The sequence below is a fragment of the Rhodococcus sp. SB1D genome (genome assembly GCF_048573875.1).
GTDB lineage: Bacteria > Actinomycetota > Actinomycetes > Mycobacteriales > Mycobacteriaceae > Rhodococcus_F > Rhodococcus_F qingshengii.
The window spans coordinates 45,840-72,041 of record NZ_JBMAIQ010000018.1 but is presented as its reverse complement, the minus strand read 5'-3'; the positions used below and the strand labels follow the sequence as shown (position 1 = coordinate 72,041).

Here is a 26,202-nt window from a genome sequence, read left to right as displayed (position 1 = left end):
CGCGCGCTCGGACCGCGAAACTCGTGAGATCGCTAGCCTTCGAGCAGCCACTGGGCGCACTCGACGTCGGTGACGAGTACGTTTGCCAAACCTCCGCGCAATGCGCCCAGAACGGCCTGGCGTTTGTGTGTTCCCCCCGAAATCAGAATCGTCTGATCGCAGGATTTCACTGCGTCGAGCGATACGGAGACCGTTCGCTCAGGCAGTGGCCCCTCCACTGGATTGCCGTCGATCGTGTAGAAACGGCCGCCGATTTCACCGACAGCGCCTCGACTTTCCAACTCGTCCAGCATGGTCGAGTCGACGAAGCTACCGGCAAACAAGGTCGTGGCAGTCGAGACGGCACCAACTCCGAAAACCATGATGTCGGAATCAGTTCCGGCATGCAGCGCCTTCGAGATCACCGAGTCGTTTCGCATCGACTCCACAGTCGCCGGGTCGGCATACAGCGGAGCGTTGAGACGAATAGGATTGGCCTGCAACTGTTGTGCACATCGGCCGATGGTGAAGTCGACACCGGTTTGGTAGTCGGTCACCGTCATGGAGCCGTCAAGTTGTACCACAGCCGAGCACTTCGCGGCCTTGTCTGGCAAAGATCCTGCTACCGCAACGGTTTCCGGACCCCAGGTAAACCCGAGAACGCTCGACGGCTGCAGACGACGAACCAGAACTTCCGCTGCTCTTCGACCGAGTGCGTCGAAGTCCGGGTCGTCCGCATCCGAAATCGCTTCGGGGACGATCAACACTTCGGCCAACCCGAAGTGCTTCTCCAGCTTCGATTCCAACTCCGTGTTCACCGAACCTTCGAGCTCCGGCGGTACCAAAATCTCGACCCTGACCAAACCTTGCGTCCGCGCCCTGGCCAACAGTCGCCCGGCTGTCGGCCGCGAGACGCCCAACTTCGCTGCAATCTCCGCCTGAGTGGCACCTTCGAGGTGATACATGGTCGCTGCCCGCAAGGCGAGCCGCACATCTTCGGAAGCGGGCAACTTCGACGTCTTGAGTCCTGTGGGCTGAGCCGACTGGTTCACGCGGTCTCCTTGTGCATCAGGTTCAAAGTTTCTTGATCGTGAGCAAATGCTCACTAGATGTTCTTATGCTCATTAAGCTAACATCTACGTTGTGACCCACACAACAGTTTCCGGAGAATCCGTCGATCTACCTGCGACAATTCGGGCAAATGTCCTCGTCGAGACCGGAAAGATGCAGATGGTCGAGAGACCACGACCGTCCCCGAAGGCGGGTGAAGTCCTCGTTCGCATCCATGCCGTGGGCGTGTGCGGGTCGGACGCGCACTACTTTCACGAAGGTCGCATCGGCCCTTACGTAGTCAACTCACCGCTCGTTCTCGGACACGAAGCATCGGGACGCATCGCTGCGGTCGGTGACGGCGTCGACCCAAGACGCATCGGGCAGCGTGTCTCCATCGAGCCTCAGAAGCCCGATCCGACAAGTCCCGAATCCAAGGCAGGCAGATACAACCTCTGCCCTCATATGGAGTTCTTCGCGACGCCGCCGATCGACGGTGCGCTGACCGACTACGTCACGATCGGTGCCGACTTCGCCCATCCCATCGCAGATTCCGTGTCCTACGAGGCAGCTGCGCTGTTCGAGCCACTTTCCGTAGGGATCGCCTCAGCCCAGAAGGCGGGGATCACTGCCGGCTCTCGGGTGTTGATCGCCGGCGCCGGCCCGGTAGGAATCGTGACGACGCAGGTGGCCAAGGCATTCGGCGCGACGGAAGTCATCGTCTCGGACATCGACGCGGCCCGGCGTGATGTGGCACTGAAATTCGGCGCAACAACCGTCGTTGATCCACGTGAGAGCGACGTACGCTCGCTGGCCGTCGACGCATTCATCGACGCGTCGGGTGCCACGGCCGCAGTGATCGACGGGATTCACGCAGTTCGGCCCGCTGGAACCGTCGTTCTGGTCGGAATGGGTGCCGACGAGATACCGTTGCCGGTCCCGATCATTCAGAATCGCGAACTGATGTTGACCGGAGTGTTCCGGTACGCCAACACGTGGCCGATCGCCGCCGCATTGGTCGCTGCCGGGCGCGTCGATCTGGACTCGATGGTCACAGCACGCTTTTCACTCGAACAGTCGCAAGAGGCCCTGGTGGCCGATCGCATTCTCGGCAGCATCAAAGCCGTAGTCATCGTCGCCGAAGGAGACTAGTACTTTCATGGAACTCAATACGAAGACCCTGTTCGACTTCGATGCTGCACTCGAAGTGCCGAACTACGACCGGAGCAAAGTCACTACTGGCATAGTGCATTTCGGTGTCGGAGGCTTTCACCGTGCACACCAGGCCATGTACATCGATGATCTCCTGCGACGCGGTGAGGGCTTCGACTGGGGAATCTGCGGAGTGGGAGTGATGCCGTCGGACAAGCGGATGAAAGACGCTCTCCGCGCGCAGGACTGCCTCTACACGCTGGCGCTCAAGCATTCTGACGGAACCCTCGAGGCCCGGGTCATCGGGTCGATCGTCGAGTACCTGTTCGCTCCGGAGGATCCGGAGGCGGTGATCGAAAAGATGGCATCCGAATCGACGAAAATCGTATCTCTCACCATCACCGAGGGCGGATACAACATCTCGCACACTACGGGTGAGTTCGACGCGTCCGATCCCGATGTAATGCACGATCTCGAGCCGGGAACACTCCCCCACACCACCTTCGGTCTGATTTGTGCGGCACTCGCACTCCGTCGCGACCGGGGCCTCGCCCCGTTCACGATCATGAGTTGCGACAACATCGAAGGCAACGGATCGGTCGCCAGGACGGCAGTCGGAGCGTTCGCCGCCCTGAAGGATCCCGAACTTGCGGAGTGGATCGACGAGAACGGCGCCTTCCCCAACTCCATGGTCGACCGGATCACACCCGTCACGACAGCCGAGGTGACCACCGAGATCGCCGAGACGTTTGGCGTGGAAGATCAGTGGCCGGTCGCGGCTGAGCCGTTCACCGCGTGGTTCCTCGAGGACGAGTTCACCTCAGGCAGGCCACCTCTGGAGAATGCCGGCGTCAATCTCGTGCCGGATGTTCGCCCGTACGAACTGATGAAACTGCGCCTTCTCAATGCCGGCCATCAAGGCATCGCGTACTTCGGCTACCTTGCCGGATACCGCCTGGTCCACAAGGCATGCCAGGACGAACTCTTGTCAGGATTCCTGCTCGACTACATGAATCTCGAAGCGACGCCGACCCTTGACCCGGTACCCGGCGTCGACCTCGATCAGTACAAGAAGACCCTCATCGAACGATTCTCGAACCCCCAGATCCGCGACACGATTGCACGTCTGTGCGCCGAGTCGTCCGATCGAATTCCCAAGTGGCTGTTGCCCGTCATCCGGACCCAACTCGACACCGGTGGGTCGATCAACCTGTCCACCGCAATTGTCGCTAGCTGGGCCCGCTACGCCGAGGGCACAGACGAGAACGGAGATCCCATCACCGTCGTCGATCAGCTGTCGGACACTCTGGTGCCGCTCGCCCAGAAACAGTCGAGCGACCCGTTGGCCTTCATCGGGTACCGCCAAGTGTTCGGCGATCTCGTGGACGATCGCCGATTTGTCGCTAGCTTCCGAAAGACCCTCGACTCATTGCACTCCGTCGGAGCCAGAAGAACCCTCGAGGAGGTGCGCGGGCTCTGACTACACCGAGACGTCGTGCAGGTGATGGATCGGATCGTGAATGAAGTAGGCCGCCAACGATTCGACGGTGAACGCCGATCCGTCACTGCGGAGACCCCGTCGTTGGCGGCTACCCTCTGGCACGGTTTCGAAGGCATTCGCGACCTCCGCCGCGGCGTCGGACAATTCCGATGCCACCTTTGCCGGATCTTGGTCGTTGTACCGCTCGGCCTCGGCTGTTGCGTCCTGATCCCAGTTCTCGAATCGCGGATCGTCGAATTCGAGCATCTGTTCCAACCGCACCTTGAAGATCCGGAACACGTCGCGTACGTGGGCGGAATACTCCAGCGCTGACCATGTTTCGCTGTCCGGTCGTTCCGTCACATTCTCGCGCTCCAGTACCTCGGCCCACGAGACGGCATTGCTACGCACAAGATCTGGAACATCCGCGAACGCCACAGCGGACGAATCAAACCCGCACTCGGCGCATGGGCGTTCGAGGACCCAGGTCCAGTTCTTTGTATCCGGGGTGATCGGCATGGATCGAGAATAGTCCGCCAGGGCGGGGTCAGTCTGCTTCGATTGGCCGATGAAGCGAATCATGATCGCTATTGCGACTCCATTCGTGCTGATGCTTACTTCGTGTGGCGGGGACGTGGGCGACGCGGAACCCCACGAACTCGCCTTCACATGCGACGACGCACATGCGTACCTCGAAGTTTTCGGGACGGTCGAGGCGGCGTTGGCCCGGCTACAGAGCCCTGGATGGAACGATGTCCCTGAACTCGTGGGTTCCGCCAGCGCCTGGGCAGCGTTCACACCACAACAGCAGACTGCGATAGTCAATTCACTTCATGCGGCTTCCCGAGGTGAATGTTGATCCGTATTTCGGTGCCGGTATCCGGCATCTGACTCCGTCGACAAGATTTGCCGGTCGATACTCGGATCGGCCGAAGAACTGGACATACTCCGACTGATTCCACGTCGCCGATCGATCGAATCCGCGATGACATGAGCGGACCGCACGACGACTGGAGAGGATTCGACGCTGAGGCGCGTGAGCGCACCAAGAAGCCTTCGAAGCAGCGGAATCGGGATCGTGCGACCGAGCAACGCCGGAGGCCTGATTCGCCGGTCGCACAACAGAATTACAAACGACGACGTAACTACGTCATTCCGTTCGTGACAAAATACTCGTTCGTCGGCGACGGACCGATCACTTCGATTTCCTCGACGGGTCTCGTCGCCCCTCACGTGAAGGGCGTCGAGTCGACATGTACCCCTTCCGAACGCAGTAAATGCTCGGCCGCACAAATCAACAGGGAAAGGGATTCGTACGAGAGTCCCTCGATCGCATGCATCAGCCTGTCAGGCGCCGGAATCGACCGGTCGCCCGGCGAACCCTCGGATCTCCGCACAGAAAGCACGGTCGAGAGTTCTCGTTGATTCACCACCTGACCTGCGCTGTTCGCTCGCTCGAACATGGCATTCAGCCGCTGGACCAGTTCCTCACCTTCAGCTGATCGAATAGTGTTGCCGAACAGCCTGTTTCCATGGTCGGCTTCGACACCAGGCCCGATCGAGTTCTTGATTGTCACAGTATGTTCTCCGTTACGTTGGTCTGCCAGGTTGATCAGGGGTGCGATCCGGCGCAATTCGCAGAGCCTTTATCCGTGCCGCCCAACGGCGTCGCGTCCATCGACAGCAGACGAATCTCCCCCGGCGCCAATCGGCTTCCGGTAGCGCGACCTCGAAGCCGCTGTTCATTTGCGACCTATCGTTACATATTAACATCAACTGTAACTCTTCGACAGCACTTTGTTCCGATTGCCCGGTTTGATCACGGGTAGCGCAGAACATCAGGGGTGGCCAACTTATCGACATGATCGACGCCGTCCCTGCCATCTCCGTTCAGGCTGCAGTGATGGTCGAGCCACCGGCAAGGGACAAGAACGACATTCCGCCGACGAGCTCCCAGCGTAGGTATCGCCGCGCGTGCATCACCTGCGGTGAACTGCGATGCACGAAAGCCGCAACGCGGATAGGGGCGGCGACACAGTCCACGAGAGCTTTCTTACCCGAACTTCTCCATCACCGTGTGAGGCAGCCGGCCAGCCAAGACTGCGCCCAAAGTCCTCGCTACTGATGACCTAAGTCCGACAATACTTTTCACGAAAAAGAGGACCCCGCGCCTGCGGGGTCCTCTTCGCTTTCCTTCAGAGCTAGAGACCGAGCGAGTGAAGGTGCTCGCTGATCTTCTCGAACATGAGCCTTTGACCTGCCGGCGTGGGATGCATGCCGTCTTCCTTGAGTAACGTCGGGTCAGACAGCCAGTTCTCGGCGAGCGCATCAATGAAAGGCAGCTTGTACTGCTCAGCGGCGGAACGGATTCGATCGTTGACATTGACAGCGGTCTCGGATGGAGGCCGGTTGTCCATGATGGGGCCGATGACGACAACCTTGGCGTGAGGAAGCCGATCTCGTAGCTGCGCATACAACTCCCGAGTCGCATCTCGCACCTCGAGCGGGTACGAAACATCGTTCCGACCGCCGGCGATGATGACGACCTCGGGATTCACCGCAACGACCTGATCAATTTTCGCACCGAACGGTAGCTTGCCTTTTTCCTCGTTTCCCTGGACGTAGCCGGTGCCACCGCTCGCAAAATCTGCCAGGTACCAGCGACGATCGAAGGCGAGCAGCGCCGGCCAATGATCTCCCGTCGTGTTCGGAATCGAGTACGAGTCCCCCAAAATTGCGACCGTGTCGAAGTCGTCGGTAGGGGCATTCAGCGCCGGCGCCGAACTGTCAGGCTGCGATACAGAGGCAGTTGCCCGACTGTCTCGGGATTGCTCGTACGCAAATCCTACGATCACCGCTACGACGGTGAAAACCATGGCACCGATGACGGCGACAGTTCGCTTGTTGGGTTTGGTCACCCCGTAAACATACGGGGTCGAATCATGTTGCCTCTGAGCGAGTGTCAAGCATCTGTCGTTCCGCTTGAATCGGCCATCAACGAAGGAGTGAAATCCCGCTCTCACAGCAGACTGGGGCGAAGCTTGCTGGAAGTTAAGGCGCGGCAAAGCATTCAGGGCACACTGTCCCCCATTCGACGGACCAAAGTCCATTTTCAAATCAACACTGCGACAAGCGGCAATCGCGCAGCTATATTTCGTCGACACTTCAACTACTTTCGGCACATCTGCACGGACGCGCGACAACACCCAGTCCCCTCGCTCGGCAATCCCCTCTATTTTTCTCATTCGAAGAAACCGGCACCAGGTGCCAGGAAGAACGTCGACATGCCGGAAACAGAAGCAAAGCGCAGCAATCGGCGACTGATCGCGATCGCAGCACTCGCAGTCGTACTCCTCGTGCAAGGCGCCTACTCGTTCGGTGTCCGCCCTGAGCCGTACCCGACAATTCGCATGCCCAGCTTCGGTGGCGTGCCCAATGCAGACGGCGAGTTCAGTGGGAGTGGCTTGGATATCACTCTCCATTACACCGACGGATCCACGATCAGTCCCAACCCAGTGGATCTCGCCGGCGATATTCGCTACTCATCCGCGAGAGCATCACTCGATTATGCGTTCCGCCCCAGCGGGGCAGGCGACCGCAACACCCGAACCGCGGACCCTGAATTGGTCGAATGGCTCCGAAACCGCAGCGTCGAAGTCGGAAGTGGTGCCATCCCGGACAGTATCGAGTTCTGCTGGCGCAAAACAATTATCGACATCACCGACGGAACCGATGCGTCAACTGACCCGTGCGAAACGACAAGGGTTGATCTATGAGTGCCCGTGCGGGAACTCTGTTGTTCCTGCGCGACCAAATCGATCAGTTGTGCGAGGCGTACCGCGGGGATGCGAGGTTCCTCGCTGTCATTCGAATCCTCTTCGCGCTATATGTGATCGCGTTTCCCATCGACTACACGTGGGCGGGCGAGGTTCCCTCGATTCTGTTTCATCCGCAATCCGGTCCGTTCTCCCTGCTGTCGTCACCACCCTCCGAGAACTTCCTCGTCGGACTCGAAGTCGCCCGATTCATCCTGGCGATCGCCATCTTGGTCGGATATCGAACGACGGTCGCGTCCATCGCAATGACCCTCACGCTCATGACCGGCAGCGGGTTGGTCAATTCCTTCGGCAAGGTCGACCACTTCATTCTTTTCGAAATCTTGCCGGTGGCCATGGCAGCCGCTGGATGGGGCGCCGCATGGTCCCTCGACGCACGACGTTCACGCACACAACGCAAAGCACTTCAAACCCGCGGACTGCCCATGCTCATCTGGGCAGTGACGGTCGCCTACGCCCTGTTTACAGCGGCACTACCCAAAGCTGCGTCGGGCTGGCTGAACCCCGAATTGCAGGCAACCCGGGGCTACGTTGCGCGAGACGTCGCTGACCCCACCAAGCTCGGTCCGCTGACCCACGAACTATTCGATATCCATTCGGAGTGGCTATGGAAGGCACTCGACTACGCCACTGTCTTTGCTGAAGGCTGGTTGATCGTTGCCGTGCTCTTCCCTGTCTTGTTCAGAATCGGGATCGTCGTCTTACTCGGGTTTCACCTTGGGGTTTATCTCGCGTTGGGCATCGAGTTCGACAGCTATATCTTCGTGTATCTGCCGTTCCTGTCGGCACCTGCCGTATGGGTCACCGAGCGAGCCCTGGGCAGAAGGCCCGATATCGGTAGAACGTCGGCGCCGGAAACTCCACGTCAAGTATCTCCGGCCAGTTCGGACGCACCGAAAATCTAATATCCGGGAGCGGACCTTTCCGTCACAGTTCGGGAGTGCCCCAATCACAGGTAGGCGATCCTCAGGCTCCCTCAACCTGGGGATCAAAGAAACCTACTGTCTCCCAATGAAATTCCGAGAACTTCTACTTTCGCTGACATTTGGTTCGCAGACGGGCGCCCTAATCGCCAATTCGGCGCCGCCATTCGGACCCCACGTCGCGTGTTGGGGGCAGTCGAGCCGCGGGGGTCGGCTCGACTGCCTGCACTAACACCAGGCGAAAATGGTTTCTTGCCAGTTGTCTGCTCGGTCACGCCCAGAAGCGTTGCACATTCGACACTGTCGGGAAATTGGTCATCTGGATCCGAGACTTTCACCTCATCTGCGATCGACGATAATGATGCGACGATTCCTTGTGTGACCACGAACGCTCGACTCAGACGCAACCGCAGGCGCATTGCCAGGCGATTCAATCCCAACAATGTGTGGGCGAATGTCTTGGTGATTGCACTCTGTGCACTTGTCGCCTTGGCGATCGTCTGGAGCATGATCTTCGACAAAAGTCATTGGGGCTGACCCGCGGGCTCACGGCAACTGAATGTGGGGCGGGCGGGGCTCGAACCCGCGACCAATGGATTATGAGTCCACGGCTCTAACCGACTGAGCTACCGCCCCATCCGGATGCGATGCATCGCGGCGAATCCGAATGTTACCGGCACATCCGACGCGGATCACAATCGGGCAGGCGGTGACGCGTTGCACTCTTTCGAGTCGAGTCTTCCAAGGTTGGTCGGCACAGGCGCGATGAGCCGATACCGTGGGAGTGCACACCCCACGGAACAGGATCACCACATGAAGCTTGCACTGACCGAATTCAAGAACTCGAAGGCCACGATCCGGATCATCATGTCCGACGGCGCGAAACTGAACGGCACCGTCACCGATTTCACCGAAGACACTCTCGTTCTCAATTCTCCGAATGGTGTCTACTACATCAACCCCAGCCACATCATCCGGCTGTTCGAGCCGTCGGATCGCGCAGCGAAGTAGGCGCACCGGTCAAACAGTTCGACGGTTCCACCGAAAGCCCGACGCAGACACTTGCGTCGGGCTTTGGTGTATCTGTCGCCAATATCTTCGCGTCGCGTTCACGGGTGCTGATGCCGCCTATCCTCTCCGACATGGCGAACGACAGCGGACCACCTGAACTCGTGTTGTTCGACCTGGGCGGTGTGCTGTGTCGATTCGAGCCTGACCGTCGCGCCGCAGAACTGGCTGCGGCCATCGGCGTCACGGAAGACGAGATTCATGCCCTCGTGTTCGCGTCCGGGTTCGACCAGGAATGCGATCTCGGCATTCACTCCGAAACCGCGATCCTGGAACGCTTTCGACGACTCGGGTTTCCTGGTGACCGCGACGAGCTACGCCGAGCCTGGGCCAAGGCCTTCATCCCGGACCGCGCGGTCATCGATCTCGCAATCGCGCTTCGAAGCGAGGGGGTCGTGGTCGCCACACTCTCCGACAACGGACCTGTTCTCTTGGCCGCCATCGAGAGTGTCGTAACTCCATCGGCAATCGACGAGCATGTTTTCTCCTGCATGCTCGGAGCTACCAAACCCGAACCTGCGGCCTTCCTGGCTGCGCTGGAGTTGCTCGATGCGCGTCCACAGCAGACCTTCTTCGTCGACGACAACCCGGTGAACGTCCTCAGCGCTCGACGGCTGGGAATTCGCGGCGAACAAGCAAACAAGGCGGCAGACGTCGAATCGGCACTTCGATCGGTGGGTCTGCTGCGAGCGCACTAGGTCAGATCAAAACAAGAAAGCCCCCCACCCGATTTCTCAGGTGAGGGGCTTCACTGCTCCCCCGGCTGGACTCGAACCAGCAACCGTCCGATTAACAGTCGGAAGCTCTGCCAATTGAGCTACAGGGGATTGTCTTGCTCGCTTCGCCCGTTCCGGCGTTGCCTGAGAAACTGTAGCGAATCCTTCACCGAAGTACCAAATCGCCTGCCCAGCGAGTCATCAGGCAGGATGGAGTCAGGACGATCGGTGCTGGAGGGAAGCAGGAATGATGCGTTTGTTGATCGGTGTTGCAGCTGGGTACGTCCTGGGAACCAAAGCGGGCCGCGCACGATACGAGCAGATCAGCCGGGCCGCGAAGGCGGTGGCCACCAGTCCGGCCACCAAGAAGGTGTTGGACGCGTCACGGCAGAAGCTGGCCGACTCACTGAGTACTCAGCCCAAGCTCGAGCCGATGAAGCCGATCAACGAGGAGACTACGATTCTGGTCCCCCACGACCAGCTGAAGAAAAACCGTTAGGTCAGACGCTTTGGTCGCCGACAGCCTGCTCACGCAGCTGTCGGCGATACTGCTCCAGCGCCACGAGGTCGCCGAACAGTGAGTTGTACTCCTCGGGGGCTGCAGCAGGTGAAACGCGCTGAAGCTTGGATTTGAGGTCGGCAACCTGCTCGCCCACCCACGCTTCCTGCAGTCGTGCGAGCACTCCGTTGATGTAGCGCGGAACCGTGTCTTCGTCACACGGCATCGGTTCGACGGCCAGCTCAGATACAACCGAGGCCACCGTCATGTCTTCGACGCCCTTGGTGACGACTTCGATCCACTCGGCGCCGCCGAGTCCCTTGCTCGTTCCACCGGCGTCAGCCATTGCCTGTCTGATGACAACGTAGGCGGGGTGGGTGAACGTCTCGGGCGGCAACGAGTCGAAGACACTGCCGGCGATGCCAGGGTGCTGCAATGCGGCCTTGAGGACAGCTCGCTGCGTCGAGAGCGCGGGATCGTTGGGCCGGGGCCTGGAGATTCCGATCGGCAGCGCAAGCGCATCGGCAGCAGGTTGGTCGACAACCTGACGACGCTTGGGTGCCGGTGACGATCCACGCGTCGACGCCCGTTTGCGAGCTTCGTCACGCACGCGTCGTCGAACCGACGGAAGATCGTCCCAACCGACCCATCCGCACAACAGATTCGCGTAGCTGTCGCGCAGAGTTGATTCCTTGATCTGCGCAACGACGGGCACGGTACGACGCAGTGCCTCGACACGACCTTCAGCGGTCTCCAGATCGTGTTCGGTGAGGATGGACTTCACCACGAACTCGAACATCGGAGTGCGCCGTGCCACGAGGTCGCGAACGGCGGCGTCACCAGACTTCAGACGCAGATCGCACGGGTCCATTCCGTCGGGCGCGACGGCGACGAACGTCTGCCCGGCCATCTTCTGATCACCCTCGAACGCCTTCATCGCAGCGGCCTGCCCCGCGGCATCACCGTCGAAGGTGTAGATGATCTCACCGCGAAAGTAGCTGTCGTCCATCAGGAGTCGGCGGAGCATCGCAAGGTGCTCCTCACCGAAGGCGGTCCCGCACGAAGCGACGGCGGTCTTGACGCCGGCCAAATGCATCGCCATGACGTCGGTGTAACCCTCGACGACTACCGCCTGGTGCCCCTTGGCGATGTCGCGCTTGGCGAGGTCCAAGCCGAACAAGACCTGAGACTTCTTGTAGAGAATCGTTTCCGGCGTGTTGACGTACTTACCCGGCATGGTGTCGTCGTCGAAGAGCTTGCGGGCACCGAAGCCGATGACGTCACCGGCGACGCTGCGGATCGGCCACAGAAGTCGGCGATGGAACCGGTCGATCGGACCTCGCCGGCCTTCTTTGGACAGCCCGGCTGCTTCTAGTTCTTTGAACTCGAAACCTTTGGACATCAAGTGTTTTGTGAGAGTGTCCCAACCTTCTGGCGCGTATCCACACCCGAACTGCAAGGCCGCTGCACCGTCGAAGTTTCGCTCGGTGAGGTAGTCGCGAGCCGCCTGGGCATCGGGTTCGCGCAGACGAGCGGCGTAGAACTCCTGAGCCGCCGCGTTTGCTGCGATCAAGCGTGCACGGGTGCCGCGATCGCGCTGAACGGACGGTCCGCCGCCCTCATACGAAATCGTGTAGCTGAGTCGATCCGCCAACTGCTCGACGGCCTCTACGAAGCTGATGTGATCCATCTTCTGCAGGAACGAGTACACATCACCACCCTCACCGCAGCCGAAGCAGTGGTAGAGGCCGTGGTTGGGTCGCACATGGAACGACGGCGACTTCTCGTCGTGAAAGGGACACAGACCTTTGATCGAATCGCCACCGGCACGCTTGAGTGAAACGTATTCACCGACGATGTCCTCGATGCGAGTGCGTTCGCGAATGGCCGCGATGTCTCTGTCAGAAATTCGGCCCGCCACGTACATCAGTCTAGGCGGTCCCCCGGCACCTCCTGACAACGATATGTTGATGGCCGACTCTGCACCGCAGCGATGGGACCGACGATGACTGAAAACGCCTCGAGCTCGCACGAAGGGCGATCAGGAACCCGATTCGGCGTGTACGAGTTGCGTAGCCTCCTCGGCCGAGGCGGAATGGGTGAAGTGTACGAGGCGTACGACACCTCGAAGGATCGCCTGGTCGCTCTCAAGTTGCTCCATCGAGAGCTTGCGGCCGACCCGTCATTCCAAGCTCGTTTCCGCCGAGAATCTCGCACCACCGCCGCCCTGAACGAACCGCACGTGATCCCGGTGCACGACTGGGGCGAGATCGACGGAGTTCTCTTCATCGACATGCGATTGGTCGAAGGTCATACGTTGCGAGCCGAGTTGACCGAATTCGGCCGACTCACGCCTGTACGAGCCGTCGACATCGTCTCGCAAATCGCGTCGGCGTTGGACGCCGCCCATGCCCGCGGGCTCATCCATCGTGACGTCAAACCAGACAACATCATTCTCACGAACAACGGCTTCGCCTACCTCGCCGACTTCGGAATCGCCTACTCACAGACGGACACGAAGATCACCACCGAGGGAAGCGCAGTCGGTTCGTATGCATACATGGCGCCGGAGCGGTTCGGAATCGAAACGCCGACGGCCGCAGCGGATGTCTATTCCCTGGCTTGTGTCCTCTACCAATCACTCACCGGAACAACACCTTTCAACACCACAAGCATCGAGCATCTGGTCAATTCGCACCTGAACGCTCCGCCGCCACGCCCCACACTGGCGGTTCCGTCGCTCCCGCAAGGCCTTGACGCCATCGTGGCTCGCGGCATGGCAAAGGATCCCGCACACCGCTATCCGACTACGGGAGCGCTCGCACTCCAAGCGCGGCAGGCCCTCTCGACGACCCACACCCCCGGTGCCGCCGGCGGATTGCAACCCACGATCGTCGGGCAGCCCACCTACACCACGGCGAATCCCGCTCACGGGAACTACACGCACATCGTGACAAAGACCAAGCGAAACCGAGCACCGATCGCGATCGGTGCGGCTGGAATTGCACTCGTTCTGGCCGCAGGAGGCACGGCGGCCTGGGTGACGCTGGGGAATTCGGGCCCCGAATCACCAACCGCTGTAGCAGCTTCCACCGCCACGTCGGCACCGGCACCCATTCAGGATCCGGTCAGAACGCCGAAGCTCGAGCCGCTACCCACCGCCGGACAGCAGGCAACCACGACCACGCGGGCGCCGAACCCCGCCACGAAGAACGGCGATCTCGGGGTGAGCAAGCCGATCACCGTCCCCTCATGCAAAGGAACCGGAATCGTGGTGTTGGCCAATGCCACCGATCCGGCAACGTACGCCAGCGAGATCCAGAACTACCTCGACGCGTTCCCCGGCTCGAAATACCTACGCACAGACCAGTCCTGCCCGTCACTGCGTCAAGTCTCCGATTCGGGGACGGCGATCTACACGGTGTATCGCGAATCCGGGAACACCGAGTCGAAGATCTGCAAGGACGTTCGCGCAGCAGGTGGCGACGCTTACGGCAAGTGGCTCGATACCACTACCGACCCGTCGACGCGGATGACTTGCTGAGGGCGTAAGTGGCTCAGCCCCAGCTGGCCTGCGCGCCCAGGCTCGCTTTGTCCACCCGTTCGAGCCGACTCTCCGTGTACGACGCGATCTGATCCACCACTACCCGGACCCGAGCACCGTCGTCCGCGGCGCGTTCCCACGCGGGCAGCAGGATCGGATCGAGCCCGGCCGGCGCAGTTGCCAGCAGCCATTCCGCGACGCGATGAACACGATCACGCTGCCGATCCTGACGCGCTTTGTGTCCGGCGTCGGACATCACGTAGTACAGCGCCACGGTCTTGAGCAACGCCACCTCGGATGCGACGGCCTCGGGTATGTCGAGGTCGGCTTGATAGCGCGAGAGGGGTCGGTCACCGTGTGTCAGCCGGGTGCTGGCGATCGCCGCGGTGGCGAAGCGACCCACCAATTCACTCGTGAGATTCTTCAACGCGACGGAACTTCCGAGTGTTCCGTCGAAACTTCCGACCCCGCGTACGACGGGGAGTTCGGACAACCGTTGAGCGGCGTCGATCAGATCGTCGACTACCAACCCCCGAAACTCGGAGGCCCCCAGTTCTGCCAGTGCGCGCTGCTCGGACGGATCAGCAAGCGAGCGAAGGTCGATACGGCCTGCGATCACCCCGTCCTCCACGTCGTGCACGGAGTACGCGATGTCGTCGGCCCAGTCCATGACCTGAGCTTCCAGGCATTGCCGACGCTCGGGCGCTCCCTCGCGAACCCAGGCGAGCACCTCTGCGTCGTCGTCGTATGCCCCGAACTTCGCGCCGGGCTCAGGGCGGGTCCAGGGATACTTGATGGCTGCGTCGAGTGACGCCCTGGTGAGATTGAGGCCTGCGCTCAGACCGTCGGGGCGCAGGATCTTGGGTTCGAGGCTGGTCAAGATCCGCAGATTCTGCGCATTGCCCTCGAAACCGCCGCAGTCCTTGGCGACTTCGTCGAGGGCCTTCTCGCCGTTGTGACCGTACGGTGGGTGCCCGATGTCGTGCGCGAGACCGGCGAGGTCCACCAGGTCCGGATCGCAACCGAGTCCGTCGGCGATCCCTCGCCCGATCTGTGCGACCTCCATCGAGTGCGTCAACCGCGTGCGAGGTGTGTCACCGTCGCGCGGGCCGACAACCTGGGTCTTGTCGGCCAAGCGCCGCAAAGCCGCGGAGTGTTGGACACGCGCCCGATCTCGCGAGAAGTCCGAACGATGCTGCGCCGCTGCGATCTGCGAACCCGGCAACCCCGCTCGCTTCGGCGCCTCGACGACACGACGTTCGAGGTCGTGTTCGGAGTAGGTGCCGCCTCCGTAGGTGGTGTGAGCTGTCATGGTCTCTATTGCCCTGCCGTGTAGGGGAAGTCTGCCGAGAAGTGCGTGAGCTGATACCAGAGCAGCGCGCCGGTTTCGCGAGCGATTCCGTGCAACTGGGATTCGCGGGTGAAGACAGCCGGGCCCTGACGAGTAGGTGCGGTCCACGCCTGGAGTCCTGTGTCGCGGGCCATCGTCCGCGTTCGCAAGGAGTGCCACGGGTCACTGACCAGGACAGCGGAATTGATTCCCTGCGAGGACATCTCGGCGCTCACCGCGTCGATACTGAGCAGTGTGTCCGAACCGGTCTCCACCGCGGTGATCGCACTCGAAGGAATTCCGCGATCGGTCAGATACATCTTTCCCGACGCCGCTTCGGTGTACTCGTCACCTTCTTGTTTGCCGCCGACAGTGATGATCTGCGGCGCCACTCCGCGCTTGTACAGCTTGTACGCCTGCTCGAGTCGGGCCTCGAAGACGGACGACGGAGTGCCGGAATACTGAGCCGCGCCCAGAACGACTATCGCGTCGGCCGGCCGCGTGTCGTCGATGCGCGCCACCTGCCACACCCGGAACGCAGTACCCCCGACCAGAACCACGGCCATCAACACGGCACCGGCGATCAGTCGGCGCGTCCAGCGAGCCAATCCTGCCCCGAAGCCGCCCGCCCGCGAGGGTGATGGGTCGTGGGGGCGGTTACCGAAAGCAGGTTTCACTCCCGCAATTCTGCCAGTTCGCAGCGATCACCTCCGATGCCGACGCGCCACAACGGATAGATTTGCGTCATGGCCCTCGCACCACACTTCGCGCAGTTGTCCTCGGTAGAGCAGAGTCGGACAACCACCCGACCCGTTCGGCGTCGGGGAAGCGCCGCCGCCGTCGCTGCGATTTTCGCTCTGCTGGCGCTCGTCTTCAGTCCTGCGCTCGCCTCGGCGGACGCCCCGATGGTGTTGCCGAATCACATCACCGACACCTCCGGGGTCCTCGATTCCGGGCAACGCAGCGACATACAAGCCGCGATCGATCAACTCGGCGAGGACCACCAGATCGATCTGTGGGTCGCGTTCGTCCCCGATTTCAACAACCTGGGTGGCCAGGCGTGGGCACAGCAGACAGCCACGAAGTCGACGCTGAGTACCAAGTCCGTCCTGCTTGCAGTTGCCACGGCAGAGCGTGCTTACTACCTCGACGTCCCGGCCGAGCTGCGCAACATCACGGATTCCGACATCGAATCGATCAATACCGACGCGGTGGAACCGGCTCTCGCCGAGGATGATTGGACCGGCGCGGCGATTGCCGCGGCCGGCGCACTCGGCGACGCGAACAACACGAGCGGCGGAATGGGAGTCGGAACACTCCTCATCGCGGGCGGCGCTGTGGTGGTCGGGACGGGCGGCGTGGTCCTGTACTCACGCAAGCGCAAGAACGACAAGAACAAGGCAAGCGTCGAAGCCGCGAAGAACATCTCCCCCGACGACATCGCCAGCCTCAACGCACTCCCGCTGCCGACGCTCGACGAACGCGCGAAGGAGATCCTCGTCGAGACGGACAACGCGATCGCCGGCAGCCAGGAGGAACTCGATCTGGCCCGCAGCGAGTTCGGAGATTCCGCCGTCGCACCCTTCTCGGCAGCATTCGACAAGGCCAAGGCCACCCTCGCCGAAGCCTTCGCGATCAGGCAGCGACTCGACGACGCCATCCCGGAAACTCCCGATCAACGCCGACAGATGCTGATCGACATCATTTCCTCGTGCGGTCGAGCCGACCAAGAACTCGAAGCTCGCGTCGAGGAGTTCGACGGGCTTCGCGACCTTCTCATCAACGCCCCCGCACGTCTCGATGCGTTGACGCAGAGTGTTGTTTCTCTCAGCGTGCGCTTGCCCGAATCCGAGGCGATTCTGACCAAATTAAAGGATCAATTCCCCGCGCCGACGCTGGCATCGGTCGTGAACAACGTCACGATGGCGAGTGAGCGCCTGACGCTCGCCGAGAAGTCGATCGAGGAAGGACGAGACGCGACGGCACTGCCGGCAGGTAAGCAAGGCGCTGCCGTCACTGCGATTCGCACGGCCGAAGCCGCCCTCGATCAGGCACGCAAGCTACTCGACGGCGTCGATCACGCCGCCGACGACATCCGAAACGCCATCGCGACACTTCCGTCCGCGATGGACGACGTCCAGCAGGGCATCACCGCTGCGGACGCTTACCTGGCGCAAGGCGGGCAGAAGTTGGCGGACGCGAAGGCCGCAGCCCAGGCAGCGTTGGCGAATGCTCAGACGTCGAAGGACAGCGATCCGCTGACAGCCTTCAACCAGATCGTCGCAGCCGACGCCCAACTCGACGCGCTTCTTGCCGACGCTCAGGAGCAGAAGCAGCAGCTCGAACGTGCACAGCAGCGCCTCGCCCAGGACATTCTGGCCGCACAGGCTCAGGTGACCGCTGCAGGCGACTTCCTCGGAACCAGGCGCGGCGCGATCGGGGCGGAGGCGCGCACTCGCTACGCCGAGGCTCAGCGGCACCTGCAGGCGGCCCAGCAATTGCAGACCTCGGATCCGTCGAAGGCACTGCAACACGCCCAGGCCGCGACCACCTTGGCGACGCACTCACTTCGCGCCGCGCAGAACGACGTCAACACCTGGGAAGCAAACCAACGACCCCGCGGTGGCGGCGGCGATGCGACGGGAGCGATCCTCGGCGGCATCCTGATCAACAGCATTCTGCGAGGTGGCGGCGGGCCCCGCTCGTACGGCGGACCGAGCAGCAGCGGACGCTCCGGTCGCGGTGGCGGCGGCGGTGGTTTCGGCGGCGGGGGCGGCGGCCGAACCAGTCGAGGCGGCGGCGGCCGGTTCTGACGGATCCCGTCGAGGTAGTAAAATCCCTACTTTGTTCACGACCGCACTCGTCGTACGCTTCATCCGGCAAGTCGGGATCACAGATCATACGAAGGTGTTATGGAAAGCGTCGCCCCGCAGATAACCGTCGTTGTACCCACATACAACGAGCGTGAGAACCTGCCAAAGCTCGTCGATCGCCTCGCCGCGTTGAAGATCCCGAACCTGCACGTCCTCGTGGTGGATGACAACTCCCCCGACGGAACGGGCGAGGTTGCGGACAAGTTGGGTATCGATGGTCCCATCCCGGTCGGAGTGCTTCACCGCACGGTCAAGGACGGTCTCGGCCGTGCTTACGTCGCGGGCATGAGCCGGGCTCTGGCGGAGAACGCAGACATCGTCATTCAGATGGACGCAGATCTCTCGCACCCGTCCGAAGCGATCCCCGCCATGATCGAGATCCTCACCACTACCGATGCGGCAGTCGTTCTCGGCTCCCGCTACGTCGAAGGCGGCGCAGTCGCCGGCGACTGGCCGTGGCACCGCAAGGCCTTGTCCGCCTGGGCGAACTTCTACGTCAACGCCATTCTGCGACTGCACGTCAAGGATGCGACCGCCGGCTTCAAGGCGTGGCATGCAAAGACCTTGCGCGACATCGACGTCGAATCGGTGCAGAGCAACGGCTACGCGTTCCAGGTCGAGATGAACTACCGAGTTGTTCAGCGCGGCATGAAGATCGCCGAAACGCCCATCCGCTTCGAGGAGCGCACCGAAGGCGTCTCCAAGATGAGTCTCTCGGTTCAGTTGGAGTCTGCTCTGGTGCCGTGGAAGCTCAAGTTCGGCAAGAAGTCCCTGTGACCTCGGCGGCCGATCGAAAGTAGTCGGCCGTCTGCGTGTCCGACGGGTAGAACGATTCGATCGCAATCTCTGCGAGCGTGACGTCGCGCGGCGTACCGAACACGGTGGTGGTGCTGAACATCGCCAGTTCGGTATCGCCGACGCGTACACGCAACGGAACCAGCAGGGAATTCGCGCGGTCGTCGTGCCAGTCTCCGCCGCTCGGATAGGCGCGCAGCTCGTCGAGCAACGACGACAGCTGCACATCCGCACTGACCTCCACTTCCCGAGCCAGCCTTGTGAGCAGGTGGGCCCGCCACTGCGCGAGGTTCACGATCCGCGGCGCCATGCCCTCGGGATGCAAGCTCAGACGCAATACGTTCACCGGTGGTTCCAGGAGGAAATCAGCGGCGCCCGCGGTCAAAATTCCCACGGCCTGGTTCCCGGCGACCATCTCCCACTGCTGATCGACCACCACGGCCGGATACGGGTCATGCGCGTCGATGATGCGATCGATGGCCTCACTCACCGCTGACATCGGCGCTTCTGCCAACGACTTCTGCGAGTACTCCGGCGCGTGGCCACTTGCCAGCAGAAGCGTGTTCTGTTGTCGTAGAGGAACATCCAGACATTCGGACAGGTGAAGAATCATGTCCCGGCTCGGCTTGGAGCGGCCGGTTTCGATGAAGCTCAGATGCCTGGTCGACACTCCTGCCGCCGCCGAGAGTCCCAACTGAGTGAGCCTTCGCCGCTCCCGCCACCGCTTGAGTTCGGAGCCCACGTCCATCGTCTCGAAGGTCATTCTTTCAAGTTAGCGACCCGAGGTAGCCGAGGCCATGACCTCAGAGGTAATCGACCCGACGCAGTTTCGGAGGAACAGTGGTCTCAGCCGGCGAGGCCGCCGGACATTCACCACCGGAAACTGATCAAGGGAGCGACCATGAGCGACTTCGACGCAATCGCCGACGCCTACATCGACATGTGGAACGAAACCGATACCACCGCCCGTAAAGCACGGGTCGAGCAATTGTTCGCACCCGGCGGTCGCTACACCGATCCGCTCGCGGACGTCACCGGACACGTTCAGATCGACGCGATGATCAACGCTGTGCAGCAACAATTTCCGGGCATGCACTTCACCCTCGTCGGACCTGTGGACGCGCATCACCGACAGGCCCGATTCGGTTGGGCTCTCGGCCCGTCGGGGGCCGAGTCACTGATCGACGGATTCGACGTACTCGAACGCGACGACGACGGCCGGGTGACGCTTGTCCTCGGGTTTCTCGACAAGGTGCCTTCGGCCTGAATCGGGACTACCACCGACAGCGTTCGTCACGAAGGTTGTCGGTGGTTCGTGGCATCATCGGTGCCGATGAACGCCGACGGATTTACCTGGTCCACACCGATTCCCGAGTCCGAGGGTGCTGAGTACGACGCTCACACGTTGACCGTCAACGGCCTTGCCTCCGTCTATCGAACCGCCAAGACGACGCCGACCAAGCTCGGTCAGTTCGTCACGCTGTGGCGCCGTTCCGAGGCCGGGCCCATCCGCCCATTCGACACCAGCGACGGCGTCGCGCTGTTTGTGGTGAAGGTATACGACGAAGAGCATTCGGGGCACTTCGTCTTTCCCGTCGAAACCCTCGTCGAACACGAGATCGTCTCGACGAACTTCTCCGGCGGTAAGCGCGCTGTCCGGGTCTATGCGCCCTGGGTTACGCCGACCAGCGCGCAAGCAGTCAGAACTCAGCGCTGGCAGATCCGGCATTTCGGCGAGTTCCCTGATGTACTCAGCTCGACTGTGTTCAGCTCAACTGCGTTCAGCTCAACTGATACGTCGCGATGATGACGCCTGTTGTCGTAGGGACGCTGTCGGTGAGGGTGAACTGAGCGAGCGCAGCTCCGTCGGGGAACAATCTGCGCCCGGTTCCGAGAACCAGCGGATGTATCAGCAGAGTGTAGGTGTCGACGAGACGTCGCGCGGCCAAGGACGTGATCAAGTCGCCGCTGCCCAGAATCACCAGATCCGGGCCCTCACTTTCCTTGAGCGTGGCGACCGCGTCGGCGGCATCGCCTTTCAACACAGTCGAGTTCTTCCACGGCAGCGGTTCACCCAAAGTCCTTGACGCTACGTATTTCTGCGTGTTGTCGAGCACCTCGGTAAACGGATTGTCGGTCTGAAACGGCCAGTACGAGGCGAAGTTTTCATAGGTTCTGCGTCCGAACAGCAACTCCGATTTCTTCGCCATCCCCTCCCCCATCTTCTGCGCCATGACGGAATCGTTGAAGGGTGCTGCCCACCCACCGTGCTCGAATCCGCCACGACGGTCCTCGTCCGGCCCACCAGGTGCCTGCATGACACCGTCGAGAGTCACGCTGTTGGTCACGCTGAGTTTTCTCATAACTTCGATCCTGCGCCTGAAGGACCATCGGGGAAAGAGAAAACGGGCGGTCCTTCTCGATTGAGAAGGACCGCCCGTCAGCTTAGAACGAGAATCAGGAGCCGATCAGCCGTGCGGCCAGGTAGCTTTCCACCTGATCGAGGGCGACGCGTTCCTGCGCCATGGAGTCACGCTCACGCACCGTCACAGCCTGGTCTTCGAGAGTGTCGAAGTCGACCGTGATGCAGAACGGTGTGCCGATCTCGTCCTGGCGACGGTAACGACGACCGATGGCGCCGGCGTCGTCGAACTCGACGTTCCAATTCTGACGCAGCTGCGCTGCAAGATCTTTGGCCTTCGGCGTCAGGTCCGCGTTACGCGAGAGCGGCAGAACGGCAGCCTTGACGGGAGCGAGTCGACGATCCAGGCGGAGCACTGTGCGCTTGTCGACGCCGCCCTTGGAGTTGGGCGCCTCGTCCTCGGTGTAGGCGTCGACCAGGAAGGCCATCAGCGAACGCGTGAGACCGGCCGCCGGCTCGATGACGTACGGCGTGTACCGCTCGCCCGTCGTCTGGTCGTAGTAGTTCAGCTCGGTGCCCGAGTGCTTGGAGTGCGTCGAGAGATCGAAGTCGGTACGGTTCGCGATACCTTCGAGCTCGCCCCATTCGCTGCCCTGGAAGTGGAAGCGGTACTCGATGTCGGTCGTGCCCTTCGAGTAGTGCGAAAGCTTTTCCGGCGCATGCTCGTACAGACGCAGGTTGTCCTTGTTGATACCGAGGCCGGTGTACCAGTCAAGGCGGTAGTCGATCCAGTACTGATGCCACTGCTCGTCCTCGCCCGGCTTGACGAAGAATTCCATCTCCATCTGCTCGAACTCACGGGTGCGGAAGATGAAGTTGCCGGGGGTGATCTCGTTGCGGAAGCTCTTGCCGATCTGGCCGATGCCGAACGGCGGCTTCTTACGCGAGGTGGTCAGCACGTTGGCGAAGTTCACGAAGATGCCCTGTGCGGTCTCGGGGCGAAGGTAGTGCATGCCCTCTTCGCTCTCGACGGGGCCGAGGTACGTCTTGAGCATCATGTTGAAGTCGCGCGGCTCGGTCCACTGGCCGACGGTGCCGCAATCGGGGCAACCGATGACATCCATCGAGACGTCGTCCGGGTTGTCGAGCTTCTTCTTCTCCGCGTACGCCTCCTGCAGGTGATCCTGACGGTGACGCTTGTGACAGTTGAGGCACTCGACGAGCGGGTCGTTGAAGACACCGACGTGACCGGACGCGACCCACACCTCGCGGGGCAGAATCACCGACGAGTCGAGGCCGACGACGTCCTCGCGGCTGGTGACCATGTTGCGCCACCACTGGCGCTTGATGTTCTCCTTGAGCTCGACACCCAATGGGCCGTAGTCCCATGCGGACTTGGTACCGCCGTAGATCTCACCGCACGGGTAGACCAGGCCTCGCCGCTTGGCGAGATTGACAACGGCTTCGATCTTGGACTTGGGTGCCACTCGATTGCTCTCCATCTGGGTAATAGATGCATGATTTTCGTGCGCTTTTCGCACCATCAGCCTATCTGGCGGCTGCCACGCACTTCCGTCCAAGGTTGACATGCATACTTGTGCATATCAAAATGAAAGTGATTTGCAATAATGTGGTGAGATGGCTATGCCCGGACATCATGATCTACCCCTCGAAGGAGCCTCGCTGTGAGCATTGCGGATACCGGCGATCTCCACAAAAGCCATGATCATTCCGACCTCGGACACACGCACGACCCGTTCGAAGCCGCACCGCCCGCGCCCGTGCCGCCCAAGGAAACCCTGGCGGCCGCCGGCGAAATTCTGCGGGCGCTCGCTGCACCCGTTCGGATCGCGATCGTGCTTCAGTTGCACGAGTCGGAGCGTTGCGTTCACGAACTCGTCGGAGCTCTCGGTGTCACTCAGCCACTCATCAGCCAGCATCTGCGCGTACTCAAAGCAGCGGGCGTCGTCCGCGGCGAGCGCAACGGACGAGAAGTTCTCTATCGACTCGTCGACGATCACCTTGCACACATCGTCGTCGACGCTGTCGCCCACGCCGAAGAAGGATGAGATTCCACCGCATGAACACCCCGGGCAGTACGACCTCGAAACGTGGACCGGCCACAGTCGGCGTTCGTTCCACGAAACAGCGCAGCGCCATCTCCGCCCTGCTCGACGACATCGACGAATTCAAGTCGGCACAGGAATTGCACGACGAACTGCGCAAGCGAGGTGAAGGCATCGGCCTGACCACCGTCTACCGCACGCTGCAGGCACTCTCCGACGCCGGAACCATCGACGTCCTACGCACCGACACAGGTGAGTCCGTCTACCGACGCTGCTCCTCCGGGCACCACCATCACCTGGTGTGCCGCAACTGCGGATTCACCGTCGAGGTCGAGGGCCCGACGGTCGAGCAGTGGTCACAGACCATCGCCGAGGACAACGGTTTCACCGAAGTGAGTCACACCGTCGAGATCTTCGGCACCTGCCGCGACTGCGCCGCCGCCTGAGAGCGTCAGGGAATCAAACCCTGCCGGGCGGTATCGGCACCGGTGAGCGCCAGTAGCAACATCGTGGTCAGTGCCTCGTCGTCCAGTCCGGCGGCAGGGAACGTGTAACGCAGGATGACGTCCGCCAGACTGCCGTGGCCGAACACCGCGATGGAGCCGAATTGGATGGTGCGATTTCGCTCGGCCACCTTGCGATGCAGTGCCGCGCTGACCGGTCGGTCCCATGCGAGAACGCACGTCATGGACAGCACGTCCAGACCCTCGGACAGATTCATCGCCTGGATGGAACACAGCGCGCCGGAGTACTGGAAACCCAGTGATCCGTCGGCAGCCACATCGACCGTCACGAAATGCGCCAGCGAGGCGGCCGCGCGTTCTTGTAGGCGGGCTGCTTCGTCGGTGGTGTCGGTCATGTTCTCCCCTGTCATTTGACGCCACCGAATCTACGGTCACGTGAGGCGTACTCGACGCAGGCGGCCCAAAGGTCGCGGCGGTCGAAATCGGGAAACAGCTTCTCCTGGTACACCATTTCGGCGTAGGCGGATTGCCAGATCAAGAAATTGGACGTCCGCTGTTCCCCCGACGGACGCAGGAAGAGATCGACGTCGGGCATGTCGGGTTCGTCGAGGTACTTGGCAACCGTCGCCTCGGTGATCTTGTCCGGATTGATCTCACCGGCCGCGACACGCTTCGCGATTTCCTTTACCGCATCGGCAATTTCGGCCCGGCCGCCGTAGTTCACACACATGGTCAAGTTCATGACGGTGTTGTTCTTGGTCAGTTCTTCGGCGATCTCGAGTTCCTTGATCACGCTGGCCCACAGGCGTGGCTTACGACCGGCCCAGCGAACACGCACACCCATTTCGTTCATCTCGTCGCGTCGACGGCGGATGACATCACGGTTGAAGCCCATCAGGAATCGAACCTCGTCGGGACTGCGCTTCCAGTTCTCGGTGGAGAAGGCGTAAGCGGAGAGCCACTCGACACCCATCTCGATGCACCCGCAGACGGTGTCCATCAGGACAGCTTCGCCGCGTTCGTGCCCGGCGGTTCGGGGCAGACCGCGCTCCTGCGCCCATCGTCCGTTGCCGTCCATCACCAAAGCGACGTGGCGCGGGATCAGTTCGGTCTGCAGGATCGGCGGGGTCGCCCCGGACGGATGTGGGTCCGGTGGTCGGATCACCCGGTCAGCAGCAGAATCAAGCGGAGTTCGCGGTTCGCGTCGTCGAATCACGTGTTCCATCCTGCCTCACGGGCAAGTCGACCTCGACGGCTGCATGCGGCCTCGAACGCTCGATCAGCGGCAACGTCCGCAATTGGCGCTCGAGATGCCACTGCAGGTGTGCCGCGACCAGTCCGCTGGCTTGCGTCCGCAGCGTCGCGGGCGCCGAATCGGTACCCTCCCACTCCCCTCGGAGCAGAGCTTCCATCAAGTCGAGCACTCCGGGCGACGGCGTCGCAGCACCCGCCGGGCGGCAATAGGTACACACGGCTCCGCCTGCGGCGACATGAAAGGCCCGGTGCGGTCCAGGAGCACTGCAGCGGGCGCACTCTTCGAGGGCAGGCGCCCAACCCGCATAGCCCATGGCTCTCAACAAGAACGCGTCGAGCACGAACTCGACCGGTCGTGCCTGCTCGGCGATCGCACGCAGTGCTCCCACCGTCAATCGCTGAAGCTGCGGGGCCGGCGCGCGTTCCTCGCCGGCCAACCGCTCGGCAGTTTCGAGTACGGCGCAGGCCGTGGTGTACCGGCTGTAGTCGTCGACGATGTCGGTGGCGAATGCGTCGACCGTCTGCACCTGAGTGATGATGTCGAGATTCTTGCCCGGAAGTAGTTGCACGTCGATGTGAGCAAACGGTTCGAGTCTGGCACCGAATTTGGAGGTGGTTCGGCGGACACCTTTGGCCACGGCACGTACCAACCCGAACTGACGGGTGAGCAACGTGACGATGTGGTCGGCTTCGCCCAGTTTGTGCAGGCGCAGCACCACCGCCGTGTCTCGATACAACCTCACTCGACCAGTGTCCCACGTTGTACCGACGACCGATCCCGATGCCGCGCCCGATGACAAGTCGGAAACAC

General features: G+C 61.6%; 27 protein-coding genes and 2 tRNA genes. 14 read left to right on the top strand and 15 right to left on the bottom strand.

Annotated elements, in window-relative coordinates; translation table 11 throughout:
* Positions 1-32: 32 nt before the first annotated feature.
* Entirely contained in the window at positions 33-1,031 is a 999-nt protein-coding gene (locus tag ACN50D_RS28730; protein ID WP_042921924.1) for a sugar-binding transcriptional regulator, read from the bottom strand.
* Positions 1,032-1,170: 139 nt separating this feature from the next.
* On the opposite strand from ACN50D_RS28730, the gene ACN50D_RS28725 reads away from it, so the two are divergent.
* Both ACN50D_RS28725 and ACN50D_RS28720 read left to right on the top strand, forming a co-directional pair.
* Entirely contained in the window at positions 1,171-2,181 is a 1,011-nt protein-coding gene (locus tag ACN50D_RS28725) for an NAD(P)-dependent alcohol dehydrogenase (protein WP_042450271.1), read from the top strand.
* Between the two features lie 7 nt (positions 2,182-2,188).
* On the top strand, positions 2,189-3,661 hold the full coding sequence (locus ACN50D_RS28720; protein WP_211921208.1) for a mannitol dehydrogenase family protein: 1,473 nt from the start codon (positions 2,189-2,191) through the stop codon (positions 3,659-3,661).
* Here ACN50D_RS28720 and ACN50D_RS28715 read toward each other — a convergent pair whose 3' ends face one another.
* The 3 genes from ACN50D_RS28715 to ACN50D_RS28705 form a co-directional block, all read right to left on the bottom strand.
* The gene (locus ACN50D_RS28715) at positions 3,662-4,180 is read right to left on the bottom strand and encodes a DinB family protein (protein ID WP_030536585.1); all 519 of its coding nucleotides are present in this window, start codon (positions 4,178-4,180) and stop codon (positions 3,662-3,664) included.
* A 1,371-nt stretch (positions 4,181-5,551) separates the two neighbouring features.
* Positions 5,552-5,704, bottom strand: coding sequence for a hypothetical protein (locus tag ACN50D_RS28710; protein WP_155277928.1), 153 nt, complete (start codon positions 5,702-5,704; stop codon positions 5,552-5,554).
* A gap of 158 nt (positions 5,705-5,862) precedes the next feature.
* Positions 5,863-6,579 (bottom strand): SGNH/GDSL hydrolase family protein, encoded by a 717-nt coding sequence (locus ACN50D_RS28705; RefSeq protein WP_024487644.1) that lies wholly within the window; start codon positions 6,577-6,579, stop codon positions 5,863-5,865.
* A 366-nt stretch (positions 6,580-6,945) separates the two neighbouring features.
* Here ACN50D_RS28705 and ACN50D_RS28700 point away from each other — a divergent pair, with 366 nt between their 5' ends.
* Both ACN50D_RS28700 and ACN50D_RS28695 read left to right on the top strand, forming a co-directional pair.
* The gene (locus ACN50D_RS28700) at positions 6,946-7,437 is read left to right on the top strand and encodes a hypothetical protein (protein WP_020969946.1); all 492 of its coding nucleotides are present in this window, start codon (positions 6,946-6,948) and stop codon (positions 7,435-7,437) included.
* A complete protein-coding gene (locus ACN50D_RS28695; protein WP_211921210.1) occupies positions 7,434-8,402 on the top strand; it encodes an HTTM domain-containing protein in 969 nt (322 codons plus the stop codon). Before ACN50D_RS28700 ends, ACN50D_RS28695 begins: the two co-directional genes overlap by 4 nt.
* 580 nt (positions 8,403-8,982) lie before the next feature.
* Here ACN50D_RS28695 and ACN50D_RS28690 read toward each other — a convergent pair.
* Positions 8,983-9,056 (bottom strand) — tRNA-Ile (locus ACN50D_RS28690).
* A gap of 177 nt (positions 9,057-9,233) precedes the next feature.
* Between ACN50D_RS28690 and ACN50D_RS28685 the strand changes: the two genes are divergently transcribed.
* On the top strand, positions 9,234-9,431 hold the full coding sequence (locus tag ACN50D_RS28685; protein ID WP_003941659.1) for a hypothetical protein: 198 nt from the start codon (positions 9,234-9,236) through the stop codon (positions 9,429-9,431).
* Positions 9,432-9,562: 131 nt separating this feature from the next.
* Complete coding sequence (locus tag ACN50D_RS28680; protein WP_223304513.1) at positions 9,563-10,186, top strand: HAD-IA family hydrolase; 624 nt, start codon at positions 9,563-9,565, stop codon at positions 10,184-10,186.
* A gap of 56 nt (positions 10,187-10,242) precedes the next feature.
* On the opposite strand, the gene ACN50D_RS28675 is transcribed toward ACN50D_RS28680, so the two are convergent.
* Positions 10,243-10,315, bottom strand: a tRNA-Asn gene (locus tag ACN50D_RS28675).
* 136 nt (positions 10,316-10,451) lie between these two features.
* Between ACN50D_RS28675 and ACN50D_RS28670 the strand changes: the two genes are divergently transcribed.
* Positions 10,452-10,703: a hypothetical protein gene (locus ACN50D_RS28670; protein ID WP_003941570.1), complete on the top strand. Its 252-nt coding sequence runs from the start codon at positions 10,452-10,454 to the stop codon at positions 10,701-10,703.
* Between the two features lies 1 nt (position 10,704).
* Here ACN50D_RS28670 and dnaG read toward each other — a convergent pair whose 3' ends face one another.
* The gene (gene dnaG / locus ACN50D_RS28665) at positions 10,705-12,624 is read right to left on the bottom strand and encodes a DNA primase (RefSeq protein ID WP_030536590.1); all 1,920 of its coding nucleotides are present in this window, start codon (positions 12,622-12,624) and stop codon (positions 10,705-10,707) included.
* A gap of 72 nt (positions 12,625-12,696) precedes the next feature.
* Here dnaG and ACN50D_RS28660 point away from each other — a divergent pair, with 72 nt between their 5' ends.
* Positions 12,697-14,247: a serine/threonine-protein kinase gene (locus ACN50D_RS28660; protein WP_211921212.1), complete on the top strand. Its 1,551-nt coding sequence runs from the start codon at positions 12,697-12,699 to the stop codon at positions 14,245-14,247.
* A gap of 13 nt (positions 14,248-14,260) precedes the next feature.
* Here ACN50D_RS28660 and ACN50D_RS28655 read toward each other — a convergent pair whose 3' ends face one another.
* Both ACN50D_RS28655 and ACN50D_RS28650 read right to left on the bottom strand, forming a co-directional pair.
* Entirely contained in the window at positions 14,261-15,559 is a 1,299-nt protein-coding gene (locus ACN50D_RS28655) for a deoxyguanosinetriphosphate triphosphohydrolase (protein ID WP_007731110.1), read from the bottom strand.
* A 5-nt stretch (positions 15,560-15,564) separates the two neighbouring features.
* A complete protein-coding gene (locus ACN50D_RS28650; protein WP_128638009.1) occupies positions 15,565-16,143 on the bottom strand; it encodes a YdcF family protein in 579 nt (192 codons plus the stop codon).
* Positions 16,144-16,323: 180 nt separating this feature from the next.
* Here ACN50D_RS28650 and ACN50D_RS28645 point away from each other — a divergent pair, with 180 nt between their 5' ends.
* Together ACN50D_RS28645 and ACN50D_RS28640 are read left to right on the top strand one after the other, a co-directional pair.
* Positions 16,324-18,390, top strand: coding sequence for a TPM domain-containing protein (locus tag ACN50D_RS28645; RefSeq protein ID WP_075833620.1), 2,067 nt, complete (start codon positions 16,324-16,326; stop codon positions 18,388-18,390).
* A 99-nt stretch (positions 18,391-18,489) separates the two neighbouring features.
* Positions 18,490-19,227, top strand: coding sequence for a polyprenol monophosphomannose synthase (locus tag ACN50D_RS28640; RefSeq protein WP_003944487.1), 738 nt, complete (start codon positions 18,490-18,492; stop codon positions 19,225-19,227).
* Here ACN50D_RS28640 and ACN50D_RS28635 read toward each other — a convergent pair.
* On the bottom strand, positions 19,202-20,008 hold the full coding sequence (locus tag ACN50D_RS28635) for a helix-turn-helix domain-containing protein (RefSeq protein ID WP_047270801.1): 807 nt from the start codon (positions 20,006-20,008) through the stop codon (positions 19,202-19,204). The genes ACN50D_RS28640 and ACN50D_RS28635 overlap by 26 nt on opposite strands.
* Positions 20,009-20,146: 138 nt before the next feature.
* Between ACN50D_RS28635 and ACN50D_RS28630 the strand changes: the two genes are divergently transcribed.
* Together ACN50D_RS28630 and ACN50D_RS28625 are read left to right on the top strand one after the other, a co-directional pair.
* The gene (locus tag ACN50D_RS28630) at positions 20,147-20,512 is read left to right on the top strand and encodes a nuclear transport factor 2 family protein (RefSeq protein WP_007731104.1); all 366 of its coding nucleotides are present in this window, start codon (positions 20,147-20,149) and stop codon (positions 20,510-20,512) included.
* A 48-nt stretch (positions 20,513-20,560) separates the two neighbouring features.
* A complete protein-coding gene (locus tag ACN50D_RS28625) occupies positions 20,561-21,052 on the top strand; it encodes a MepB family protein (RefSeq protein ID WP_007731102.1) in 492 nt (163 codons plus the stop codon).
* Here ACN50D_RS28625 and ACN50D_RS28620 read toward each other — a convergent pair.
* Both ACN50D_RS28620 and ACN50D_RS28615 read right to left on the bottom strand, forming a co-directional pair.
* Positions 21,027-21,608, bottom strand: coding sequence for a dihydrofolate reductase family protein (locus ACN50D_RS28620; protein ID WP_054827647.1), 582 nt, complete (start codon positions 21,606-21,608; stop codon positions 21,027-21,029). The two genes, ACN50D_RS28625 and ACN50D_RS28620, sit on opposite strands and share 26 nt — an antisense overlap.
* 94 nt (positions 21,609-21,702) lie before the next feature.
* A complete protein-coding gene (locus ACN50D_RS28615) occupies positions 21,703-23,094 on the bottom strand; it encodes a glycine--tRNA ligase (RefSeq protein WP_003944491.1) in 1,392 nt (463 codons plus the stop codon).
* Between the two features lie 198 nt (positions 23,095-23,292).
* Between ACN50D_RS28615 and ACN50D_RS28610 the strand changes: the two genes are divergently transcribed.
* Together ACN50D_RS28610 and ACN50D_RS28605 are read left to right on the top strand one after the other, a co-directional pair.
* Positions 23,293-23,676 carry an ArsR/SmtB family transcription factor gene (locus tag ACN50D_RS28610; RefSeq protein ID WP_003944457.1) on the top strand — a complete coding sequence of 128 codons (384 nt, stop codon included), beginning with the start codon at positions 23,293-23,295 and terminating at the stop codon, positions 23,674-23,676.
* An 11-nt stretch (positions 23,677-23,687) separates the two neighbouring features.
* A complete protein-coding gene (locus ACN50D_RS28605) occupies positions 23,688-24,119 on the top strand; it encodes a Fur family transcriptional regulator (protein ID WP_003944514.1) in 432 nt (143 codons plus the stop codon).
* A 5-nt stretch (positions 24,120-24,124) separates the two neighbouring features.
* On the opposite strand, the gene ACN50D_RS28600 is transcribed toward ACN50D_RS28605, so the two are convergent.
* The 3 genes from ACN50D_RS28600 to recO are packed head-to-tail and all read right to left on the bottom strand — an operon-like array spanning position 24,125 to position 26,134.
* Positions 24,125-24,547 (bottom strand): YbjN domain-containing protein, encoded by a 423-nt coding sequence (locus ACN50D_RS28600; protein ID WP_019749000.1) that lies wholly within the window; start codon positions 24,545-24,547, stop codon positions 24,125-24,127.
* On the bottom strand, positions 24,544-25,362 hold the full coding sequence (locus ACN50D_RS28595) for an isoprenyl transferase (RefSeq protein ID WP_003944543.1): 819 nt from the start codon (positions 25,360-25,362) through the stop codon (positions 24,544-24,546). Before ACN50D_RS28595 ends, ACN50D_RS28600 begins: the two co-directional genes overlap by 4 nt.
* Entirely contained in the window at positions 25,319-26,134 is an 816-nt protein-coding gene (gene recO, locus ACN50D_RS28590; protein WP_029255636.1) for a DNA repair protein RecO, read from the bottom strand. Before recO ends, ACN50D_RS28595 begins: the two co-directional genes overlap by 44 nt.
* Positions 26,135-26,202 lie beyond the last annotated feature (68 nt).